The 9,983-nt window shown below is 62.7% G+C and carries 12 protein-coding genes; 10 read left to right on the top strand and 2 right to left on the bottom strand.

The window, feature by feature from the left end:
- From BO74_RS19750 to BO74_RS19790, 9 genes are all read left to right on the top strand, one after another.
- On the top strand, nt 1-307 hold a 307-nt coding region (locus tag BO74_RS19750; protein WP_496444903.1), incomplete at its 5' end, for a transposase.
- 47 nt (nt 308-354) lie between these two features.
- Nucleotides 355-1,380, top strand: a complete 1,026-nt coding sequence (locus BO74_RS19755; protein WP_496444905.1) for a TRAP transporter substrate-binding protein — start codon at nt 355-357, stop codon at nt 1,378-1,380.
- Nucleotides 1,381-1,458: 78 nt separating this feature from the next.
- Entirely contained in the window at nt 1,459-2,490 is a 1,032-nt protein-coding gene (locus BO74_RS19760) for a zinc-dependent alcohol dehydrogenase (RefSeq protein ID WP_496444907.1), read from the top strand.
- Nucleotides 2,491-2,506: 16 nt separating this feature from the next.
- A complete protein-coding gene (locus tag BO74_RS19765; protein ID WP_496444909.1) occupies nt 2,507-3,175 on the top strand; it encodes an aspartate/glutamate racemase family protein in 669 nt (222 codons plus the stop codon).
- A gap of 27 nt (nt 3,176-3,202) precedes the next feature.
- Nucleotides 3,203-4,036, top strand: a complete 834-nt coding sequence (locus tag BO74_RS19770; RefSeq protein ID WP_496444911.1) for a transketolase — start codon at nt 3,203-3,205, stop codon at nt 4,034-4,036.
- A gap of 2 nt (nt 4,037-4,038) precedes the next feature.
- Entirely contained in the window at nt 4,039-4,974 is a 936-nt protein-coding gene (locus tag BO74_RS19775) for a transketolase family protein (protein WP_496444913.1), read from the top strand.
- Between the two features lie 159 nt (nt 4,975-5,133).
- Nucleotides 5,134-6,015, top strand: coding sequence for a 2-hydroxy-3-oxopropionate reductase (garR, locus tag BO74_RS19780; RefSeq protein ID WP_496444915.1), 882 nt, complete (start codon nt 5,134-5,136; stop codon nt 6,013-6,015).
- 95 nt (nt 6,016-6,110) lie between these two features.
- Nucleotides 6,111-6,617 carry a TRAP transporter small permease gene (locus BO74_RS19785; RefSeq protein ID WP_496444917.1) on the top strand — a complete coding sequence of 169 codons (507 nt, stop codon included), beginning with the start codon at nt 6,111-6,113 and terminating at the stop codon, nt 6,615-6,617.
- Nucleotides 6,618-6,645: 28 nt separating this feature from the next.
- Nucleotides 6,646-7,923 carry a TRAP transporter large permease subunit gene (locus tag BO74_RS19790; protein ID WP_496444919.1) on the top strand — a complete coding sequence of 426 codons (1,278 nt, stop codon included), beginning with the start codon at nt 6,646-6,648 and terminating at the stop codon, nt 7,921-7,923.
- Here the strand turns inward: BO74_RS19790 and BO74_RS19795 are convergent.
- A complete protein-coding gene (locus BO74_RS19795; protein ID WP_496444921.1) occupies nt 7,895-8,932 on the bottom strand; it encodes an RNA methyltransferase in 1,038 nt (345 codons plus the stop codon). The genes BO74_RS19790 and BO74_RS19795 overlap by 29 nt on opposite strands.
- Before the next feature lie 78 nt (nt 8,933-9,010).
- Here BO74_RS19795 and gloA point away from each other — a divergent pair, with 78 nt between their 5' ends.
- Nucleotides 9,011-9,394, top strand: a complete 384-nt coding sequence (gene gloA / locus BO74_RS19800; protein ID WP_496444923.1) for a lactoylglutathione lyase — start codon at nt 9,011-9,013, stop codon at nt 9,392-9,394.
- Nucleotides 9,395-9,673: 279 nt separating this feature from the next.
- Here gloA and BO74_RS19805 read toward each other — a convergent pair.
- Nucleotides 9,674-9,983: transposase (locus BO74_RS19805; protein ID WP_496444925.1), on the bottom strand; the 310-nt coding region annotated here is incomplete at its 5' end.

A 9,983-nucleotide genomic window follows, 5' to 3' on the forward strand; every position in this document is an offset into this window, starting at 1 on the left:
CGCCGGCAAGAAGAAGGTCTTCCTGATCCTCGACAACTTGCGTGTCCATCACAGCAAGCCGGTGAAAAAATGGGTGACCGAACACGCCGAGCAGATCGAACTGTTTTACCTGCCGAGCTACAGCCCGGAATTAAACCCCGAGGAACGATTGAATGCCGATCTCAAACAGGCGATGGGGTCAAAAGTCCCAGCCCGTACCAAAGCCAAACTCCGCTCCGCCGCGACCCAGCACATGACCGAACTTGAGCGTTCGCCTGAACGCATCAAGGCCTTCTTTCAGGACAAACAGGTTCGCTATGCCGCGTAAAAACTTATTCGGGCCTGATCAATAACCAATCATTGGGAGGCATCACGATGGAATTCCGTTTCACCACGCTCGTCACGATCCTGGCCGCAACGGCCGCCACCATGCAAGCACCGTCCGTGCTGGCGCAAGGAACACAAGAACGCAACCTGCGGCTCGGCATCTGCATCTCCGAAGACCATCCGCTGGGCCAAGGCTCCAACAAGTTTTCGCAGATCATGGACAAGCTGAGCGGCGGCAAGACCAAGGTCAAGCTCTTCCCGGCCTGCCAGCTTGGCTCGGAGACGCAGCAGATCGCCGCGGTGCGCGGCAACGTGCAGGACATGACGATCGTCTCGTCGGCACCGCTGGCCACGATCATCAAGGAGTTTCTGCTGTTCGACCTGCCCTTCCTGTTCCAGAACGAGAAGGAAACCGACGCGGTTCTCGACGGCAAGCTCGGCCAGCACATGCTCGATCTGGCCAAGTCGAAGAACATGATCGGCCTGTGCTACTGGGAAAACGGCTTCCGCCAGCTGACCAACAGCCGCCGCCCGGTCGCCAAGATGGAGGACATGGCCGGCCTGAAGCTGCGCGTGATGCAGAACCCGGTCTACATCGAATCGTTCAAGGCCATGGGCGCCAACGTCACGCCGATGCCGATGCCGGAGCTTTACTCGGCGCTGGAAACGAAGGCGATGGACGCGCAGGAAAACCCGATCCCCAACATCCACGCCAACAAGATGAACGAGGTGCAGAAGTACCTCAGCCTGACCGCCCACGCCTACGCCCCGTACGTCGTCCTGGTCAGCAAGACGCTTTGGGACAAGTTGGACAGCAAGGAGCAGGCAAACATGCGTTCGGCGTGCAACGAGGCCCGTGACTACCAGCGCGGCCTGATCCGTACGCAGAATGTAACGCTGCTTGAAGACCTCAAGGCCAAGGGCATGACCGTGACGCCGATCTCCGACGGCGAAATGGCCCGGATGCGCGACGCGACCAAGCCGGTCACCGAGAAGTTCACCAAGGAAATCGGGCCGGAAATCGTCGCCCAGGCGCAACAGGAAATCAACGCCATTCGCAAGAACGGCAAGTAAGCGCGGAGCCCGGGCGGTTCGTCCCCGGCGCGCCGCCCGTTCTCTGCAAGGCAGGTTTCATAGATCAAGGAGAAACAAGTGAAAGCGTTGTACTACGTCGGCGAAAAGAGCATGGAACTGCGCGAGATCCCTATGCCGCAGACCGAACCCGGCAAGTATCGGGTCAAGGTGCGTTCGAACGGCATCTGCGGTTCCGATTTCGAGGGCTACATGGGCAAGACCGGGCGCCGGCTGCCGCCGATGATCATGGGCCATGAAGTCGCCGGCGTGGTCGACACAGCACCGGCTGGCGGAAAGTTCCGCCCGGGCGACCGCGTGGTGATTTTCCCGAAACCGTTCTGCGGCGAATGCGAGTTCTGCAAGAAGGGCATGGTCAACGTCTGCCCGGCCGGCATCTGCATGGGCGTCATGGACCACGACGGCAGCATGGCCGAGTACGTCACGATCGAGGAGAAGTACCTGATCCCCTTCGGTCCGACGCTGTCCTTCAACGAAGCGGCGATGACCGAGCCGCTGGCCGTGGCCTACCGTTCCGTGCAGAAGATCTCCGATCGGGAAATCGCCGAATCGGCGTACTGCATGGTCATCGGCGCCGGCACCATCGGCCTGCTCGTCGTCGCCCTGCTCAAGCTCCGCGGTGCAAAGAACATCATCGTCTCGGACGCCACCGACTTCCGCCTCGGCGTTGCCCGGCAGATGGGCGCCGAGCACACGATCAACTCGCGCAACGTCGACTTCCTTGAAGCAGTGAAATCGATCACCGGCGGCAAGATGTGCGACTTCGCCATCGAGGCCGTGGGCATTGCCCCGACCGCCAGCAACTCGCTCGACTGCCTGCGCATCGGCGGCACCGTCGTCTGGATCGGCAACGCGCAGAAGATGGTCGAGGTGAACATGCAGAAGATCGTCACCACCGAACTGACGATCAAGGGCAACTACGTCTATGACTTCCAGGGATTCGTCGACAGCCTGAAGCTTCTGGAAGAGAAAAAGATCGACATCGCGCCGCTGATGACCAACGTCTATCCGCTCAGCGACGGCGTACGCGCCTTCAAGGATCAGGAAAACAACAAGGACGGGAAGATGCTCAAGGTCTTCCTCGAAAGCTGAACCGGAGATAAACACCATGAAAAAGATCGTCATCCTGCAGACCAGCATGGTCTCGTTCGACACCTTCAATCCGCTCTTCCGCGAAATCATCCCCGAGGCGCAGATTTCCAACCTCGTAGACGAGGACCTGCTCGACACCCTCAACCGCAACCGCGGCATCACCCCGTCGATCATCAAGCGCCTTTCCGAGTACTGCGTCGCCGCCGAAGCGGCGGGGGCCGACCTGATTTTCAGCCAGTGCTCATCGACCCGCGACGGGATCGAGTGCGCACGGAAGATGACCAAGATCCCGATCGTCATGGTCGACGACGGGATGACCGAGAAGGCCGTCGAGATGGGTACCCGCATCGGCGTCGCCGCCACCGCCGCCGCCACGCTCAAGCCGACCGCCGCCGCCCTCGCGCAGGTCGCGCAGCGCATGGGCAAGCCCATCGAAATCAAGACCTACCTCGCCGACGGCGCGCTCGACGTACTGATGAAGGAAAAGAACCGCGAGAAGCACGACCGGCTGGTGCTCGACCTGCTCAAGCAGGCGGAGAAGGAGAACGACGTCATCGTGCTGGCCCAGGGCAGCATGGTCACCCTGGAACCCTACCTCTCCGAGATCGCCATCCCCGTACTGACCAGCCCGCGCATCGGCGTCGAGAAGGCCCGCCGCGTGCTGTTCGACAAGCTGGCGGCCTGACGATTTCAAACCAAGGAGATTCACCCCATGAACGAAGGACAAGCCAGGGAGCTGCGGGCCATTGCGCACAAGCTCCGCTGCAACGTGCTGGAGATGATCGGTGTCGGCAAGGCCGGCCACTGGGGCGGCTCGGTTTCACTCGCTGAAACCCTGGCCGTGCTCTATTTCCACAGCATGCGCGTCGACCGCGCCAACCCGAAGAACCCGGAGCGCGACCGGCTGCTGCTCTCCAAGGGCCACGCCGCGCTGATCCAGTACGCCGCACTGTGCGAGCTGGGCTACTTCCCGCGCGAGGAGTTGAAGAAGGTCAAAAGCCTGAACGGCATGCTGCAAGGCCACCCGGACCTCACCGTCCCCGGCATCGAGGCCGTCACCGGCTCGCTCGGCCAGGGGCTGTCGCTCGGCGTCGGCATGTCGCTGGCACTGCGCCTCGACAAGAGCCCGTCGCACGTCTTCGTGATCATGGGCGACGGCGAGCAGTCGGAAGGCCAGCTCTGGGAAGCCGCGATGGCCGCCAGCAACTTCAAGCTCGACAACCTCACGGCGTTCATCGACTGGAACAAGATCCAGGCCACCGGCCGCACCGACGAGATCTTCAGCATCCCCGACCTCGACAAGAAATGGCGCGCCTTCGGCTGGGAAGTGCTGACCGTCGACGGCCACGACGTCGCCGCGATCGCCGCGGGCATCGAGCAGGCGAACACGGTCAAGGGCAAGCCGGCGCTGGTCATCCTCGACACCATCAAGGGCAAGGGCGTGTCGTTCGCGGAAAACGTCGCCACCTACCACAACGGCATGTTCGATGAAGCGAAGTTCACCCAGGCCGTCCAGGAACTGGCCGCGCAACAGGAGACCGTCTGATCATGGAAAAGAAGAGTTTGCGCATGGCCTACGGCGAAGCGCTCGTCGAATTCGGCAAGACCCACCCGGACGTCGTCGTGCTGGAAGCGGACCTCGGCAAATCGACGATGTCCTGCCTGTTCAAGGAGGCCTACCCCGAGCGCTATTTCGAGATGGGCATCGCCGAGCAGAACATGGCCACCACCGCCGCCGGCCTCGCGCTCGCCGGCAAGATCCCGTTCTACAGCACCTTCGCGGTGTTCGCCGTCGGCCGCGCCTATGACCAGATCCGCTGCGGCATCGCCATTCCGGAAGCCAACGTGCGCATCTGCGGATCGAGCTGCGGCCTTTCGGACTTCGGCGACGGCAAGACGCACCAGTCGATCGAAGACGCCAACATCATGTGCACAATCCCCAACATGACCGTGCTCAACCCGGTCGATGCGGTGGAAACGCGCAAGATGGTCAAGGCCATGCTCACGCACCGGGGGCCGGTCTATATCCGCATCAACCGCAACGACCTGCCGGTCTATACCCCGGTCGATACGGACTACGAGATCGGCAAGATGTATCGCCTCCGCGAAGGCCGCGACGTGGTGATCTTCGCCACCGGCGCGATGGTCTGGAAGTCGATGCTCGCCGCCGACCTCCTGCAGGCGGCCGGCATCTCGGCCGAAGTCATCAACGTCAGTTCCTTGAAGCCGCTGAAGAAGGAAGAAATCCTCAAATACGTCACCGGCAAGAAGGCCATCGTCACCGCCGACGAGGCCACGCGCATCGGCGGACTCGGCAGTGCCATCGCCTCGCTGATCATCGGCGAAGTGAACCTGCCGTTCGCGCAGATCGCCATCGACGACCAGTTCGGCACCTCGGCCTACACCTACGAGGAGTTGCTTGAGCGCTACGGACTGACCGAAAACCACATCGCCGCGGCCGCCCGCAAGGCGCTTGGCAAATAGTGCTTCGGCACGATGAAGAACAAGGACTTCGTCATACCGGCGTAGGCCGGTATCCAGTACCGAAGCGCAAGCGCTGACTGGACCCCGGCCTTCGCCGGGGTGACGAATTCAGACCGAATTCAGACATTACCTCGCCGAATCAACAGGAAGGAAACAGCAATGAAAATTGGATTCATCGGCCTCGGCATCATGGGTCGCCCGATGGCGAAGAACCTGCTCAAGGCCGGCTACTCGCTCGTCGTCTATGACAAGTTCGCCCCGAGCGGCGACCTGGCGGCGCTCGGCGCCGTCGCCGCCGCCTCGAACAAGGACGTCGCCGCGCAGAGCGACGTGATCATCACCATGCTGCCGAACTCGCCGCACGTGCGCGAGGCGGTGCTCGGGAAAAATGGCGTGCTCGAGGGTGCCAGGCCCGGGACGATCCTGGTGGACATGAGCTCGATCGCCCCGGCGGCCTCGCAGGAAATCTGCGCGGCGGCGCAGGCGAAAGGCGTGGTCATGCTCGACGCGCCGGTCTCCGGCGGCGAGCCGAAGGCCATCGACGGCACGCTGGCGATCATGGTCGGCGGCGACGAGGCAGCATTTTCCACGGTCAAGCCGATCCTCGAGAAGATGGGCTCGTCGGTCGTCCGCGTCGGCGACATCGGCGCCGGCAACGTCACCAAGCTGGCCAACCAGATCGTCGTCGCGCTGAACATTGCCGCCGTCTCCGAAGCCTTCGTCCTGGCCACCAAGGCCGGCGTCAATCCGCAGGCCGTGTTCGACGCGATCAAGGGTGGCCTCGCCGGTTCGACGGTGATGAACGCCAAGGTGCCGATGATCCTCGACGGCAACTTCAAGCCCGGTTTCCGCATCGAGCTGCACATCAAGGACCTGCAGAACGCCCTCGACACCGCACACGACCTGCACGTCCCGGTACCGCTGACGGCGGGCATCATGGAGATCATGCAGGCGCTGAAGATCGACGAGATGGGCGCCTGCGACCACAGCGCCGTCGTCCGCCATTACGAAAAGCTGGCCAAGGTCGAGGTGCGCAAGTAGCGATTCCAAACCCCGTTTGAAGCCCTGCTCCGCTCGGTCGGGGCTTCCCTTTTTTCAAACAGACCAACAACAAGATCATTTCTGGGGAGCAATTCATGAAAGTCTTCAACACGCTGGTCCGCGGCGTCGAATGGATGCTGGTGGCCATGCTGGCGATGATGGCCATCCTGGTCTTCGGCAACGTCGTCCTGCGCTACGTCTTCAATTCCGGCATCGTCTTTTCCGAGGAGGTCTCGCGCTTCCTGTTCATGTGGATCAACCTGATCGGCGCCCTGGTCGTGCTCAAGGACCACGGCCACCTCGGCGTTACCAGCCTGGTCGAGAAATTCGGCGAGCGCGGCCAGCGCGTCTGCCGCTTCATCGCCGATTTGCTGACCTGCGTCTGTTGCCTGCTGCTGATCCACGGCACCTGGAAGCAGGTGATCATCGGCATGGACGACAACGCGCCGGTCACCGGCATCCCGATGGGCTACGTGCAGCTGTCGCTGCTGTTCGCCGGGATCGGCATGGCCGGCGTGCTGGGCTACTCCCTGTGGCGCCAGGTCACCGGCCGCATGCCGCGCGAGGAATTGATCCCGCACAGCAACACCACGGGCGACTGAAGCGACTGAACGGACAGGAGACACAACAATGACCATCGCAACCTTTCTCGCCGTCCTGCTCGGCGTCATGGCGCTCGGCACACCCATCGCGTTCACCCTGCTGATCTGCAGCGTGGCGCTGATGATCCAGATGAACAACTTCGAGACGCAGATCATCGCGCAGAACCTGATGGAAGGCGCCAACAGCTACCCGCTGATGGCCGTTCCCTTCTTCATGCTCGCGGGCGAACTGATGAACGCCGGCGGCATGTCCAGGCGCATCGTCGAGGTGGCGCAATCGATCGCCGGACACGTGCGCGGCGGCCTCGGCTACGTGGCCATCATCGCCGCGACGATCGTCGCCAGCATTTCCGGCTCGGCGGTCGCCGACTCCGCGGCCGTCGCCGCGCTGCTGATCCCGATGATGCGCTCGGCCGGCTACAACGTGCCACGTTCGGCCGGCTTGATCGCCTCGGCGGGCATCATCGCGCCGATCATCCCGCCGTCGATCGCCTTCGTCGTCTTCGGCGTCACCACCCAGCTGTCGATCACCAAGCTGTTCATGGCCGGCATCGTTCCGGGCCTGCTCTGGGCGTCGTCGCTGACCTTCACCTGGTGGCTGGTCGCCCGCAAGGAAGCGCCGACCGACGTGCTCAAATTCGACGCGGCCCGCCTCGGCCGCGCCCTGCGCGACGGCGTCTGGGCGCTCGTTCTGCCGGTGGTGATCATCGGCGGCATGAAGTTCGGCGTGTTCACCCCGACCGAGGCGGCGGTCGTCGCAGTCTTCTACGCCCTCGCGGTCAGCCTGTTCGTTTACCGCTCGCTGTCGCTGAGTGACTTGCCGAAACTGCTGCTCAGCTCGCTGAAGACGTCAAGCACGATCATGTTCCTCGTGGCCTGCGCGATGGTCTCGGCCTGGCTGATCACCGTCGCCGACATCCCGGCGCAGATGATCACCTTGCTGCGCCCGTTCATGGACAGCCCGACGCTGCTGATGTTCATCATCATGATCCTGGTGCTGCTGATCGGCACCTCGCTCGACCTGATCCCGACCGTGCTCATCCTCGGCCCGATCCTGGTGCCGGTGGTCAAGCAGGCGGGGATCGACCCGATCTACTTCGGCGTGCTGTTCATCATGAACGTCTCGGTCGGCATGCTGACACCCCCGGTGGGCACGGTACTCAACGTGGTCGCCGGCGTTTCGAAGGCCGGGCTGGGCAACGTGATCAAGGGCGTGTGGCCCTTCCTGATCGCCGAGACGGTGATGCTGTTCCTGCTGGTGCTCTTCCCGTCGCTGGTCACCGTGCCGATGCGCTGGCTGAGCTGACCGGAACACCCAGGCTGCGGGCGCGCAACTGCCCGCAGCCGCCATCGATGTCTTGCCCCGCCGAGTCGCGCAGACAGGCGATGATGCCGTGCTGCCTCAGCCGCTGCGTCAGGCTCACGGCCTTCTCCCAGGATGGGCGTTTGAAGTCCGCACCCTCGACGGCGTTGAACGGGATGAAATTCATCATTGCGTACTTGCCGGCCAGCAACTCGATCAGGCGGTCGATCTCCGCATCGGAATCATTGACGCCGTCGAGCAGCGTCCATTGGTACTGGATCGGATAGCCCGTCGCCCGGGCATAACGTTCGCCTTCTTCGACCAGCATTTCCGGCGCGATGCGCGGCGCCTTCGGCAGCAGCTGCACGCGCAGCGCCGGGTCGGTGGTGTGCAGTGACAGCGCCAGCGCCGGCTTCACCCGTCCCTGAGGCAAACGCTCGAATACGCGCGGATCGCCGACCGTGGAGAACACCAGATTCTTGTGCCCGATGCCGCCTTCCTGCCCGAGCAGATCGATGGCGTCGAGCACGTTGTCGAGGTTGTGCGCCGGCTCGCCCATGCCCATGAACACGACCTTCTTTACCGGCCGCGAGCGCCGGGCCAGCACCACCTGGGCGATGATCTCGGCACCGCCCAACTGGCGTAGCAGACCGCCCTGCCCGGTCATACAGAACTGGCAGCCGACTGCACAGCCGACCTGCGTAGACACGCAAACGCCGTCGCGCGGCAACAGCACGCTCTCCACGGTCTGCCCATCGGCCAACTCGACGAGCAGGCGCGCCGAACCATCCCGGCCTGGGTGCTCGGAGCGCACACGGGCAAGGCCGCCAAGTTCATCGGAAATCTGCGACAGCGCCTCGCGCAAGGCCAGCGGCAGAAAATCGGCCGACTGCTGGCGTCGTGCGCCGGCATCGAGCGACTGCGCCTGCAGCCAGGCGCGCAACACCCGCTGTTCATGACAGGGTTTGGCGCCGAGTTCGCGCAGTCGTTGACGCAATTGATCGATTCGCATGGGAGGCGAATCCTACTCGAAACAGGCGGGAGGTAAAATGGCTGCCGTTTTTCCGCAACGTTATCAGAAGGAACCCCCATGAGAATCCTCCACACCATGATCCGCGTCGGCAACCTCGACCGCTCCATTGCCTTTTATACCGAAGTGCTCGGCATGCGCCTGCTGCGCAGGCAGGACTACCCGGACGGCCGCTTCACCCTGGCCTTCGTCGGCTACAACGAGGAAAGCGAAGGCGCCGTGCTCGAACTCACGCATAACTGGGACACAACGTCGTACGAACTGGGCAACGGCTTCGGCCACGTAGCCCTGGCTGTCGACGACGCCTACGCCGCCTGCGCCGAGATCAAGGCCCGCGGCGGCAAGGTCTCCCGCGAAGCCGGCCCGATGAAGCACGGCACGACGGTCATCGCCTTCGTCGAGGATCCGGACGGCTACAAGATCGAACTGATCCAGCGGCCGTAAGGGGGCGTCGAAAACAATCAGGAAGAAGGTATTGCCGAATCGATTTTCACCAAAGCTGCCGCAGTAGTAGCGCCAGACACGCGGCATCTGCTCAACTCCATTGGGCGGATGCCTCCTCGGCGAGAACGGACTCAACGGCACTGTCGAGCAAGGCGGCGCCCTCTTCCAAGATGGCCAGAACCGCATCTCTCGCCGGACCAGCCCGAGATCGCGGCGACCGATAGACTAATCGCAGTCGTGTTTATGCTTTATTATTAACCCGGCCCTTAAATAGCTTTGCTAAGCCGCGTATGCGGCATGAGGATGCTGGAAATAGGAACGGATGCGTTCGGGCCATTGTGCGATGCGATTCATGATGCGCATGGCTTTTTGCAGAAGATCCTTTTCAGAGCGGGTGGCCGGTTCGAGACGCAGGGACGTTTTGAAATCGTGATTCAGATATTCGTCGGGATTGGATTCCGGGGCGTAGGGCGGCAAGTAGAAGAGTTCGATCTTGTCCCGGCGAGGCTCGATCCATTGCTGGACGAGCTTGGCATGATGCACACGCAGGTTATCGACGATCAGGAAGATCTTGGCCGGCGCCTCTTGG

It is taken from the genome of Propionivibrio pelophilus DSM 12018, assembly GCF_059569095.1.

Coding starts and splice junctions, on each gene's coding strand:
- garR (WP_496444915.1), top strand. CDS start 5,134: ATGAAAATTGGATTCATCGGCCTCGGCATCATGGGTCGCCCGATGGCG.
- BO74_RS19795 (WP_496444921.1), bottom strand. CDS start 8,932: ATGCGAATCGATCAATTGCGTCAACGACTGCGCGAACTCGGCGCCAAA.
- BO74_RS19790 (WP_496444919.1), top strand. CDS start 6,646: ATGACCATCGCAACCTTTCTCGCCGTCCTGCTCGGCGTCATGGCGCTC.
- BO74_RS19765 (WP_496444909.1), top strand. CDS start 2,507: ATGAAAAAGATCGTCATCCTGCAGACCAGCATGGTCTCGTTCGACACC.
- BO74_RS19785 (WP_496444917.1), top strand. CDS start 6,111: ATGAAAGTCTTCAACACGCTGGTCCGCGGCGTCGAATGGATGCTGGTG.
- BO74_RS19770 (WP_496444911.1), top strand. CDS start 3,203: ATGAACGAAGGACAAGCCAGGGAGCTGCGGGCCATTGCGCACAAGCTC.
- gloA (WP_496444923.1), top strand. CDS start 9,011: ATGAGAATCCTCCACACCATGATCCGCGTCGGCAACCTCGACCGCTCC.
- BO74_RS19755 (WP_496444905.1), top strand. CDS start 355: ATGGAATTCCGTTTCACCACGCTCGTCACGATCCTGGCCGCAACGGCC.
- BO74_RS19775 (WP_496444913.1), top strand. CDS start 4,039: ATGGAAAAGAAGAGTTTGCGCATGGCCTACGGCGAAGCGCTCGTCGAA.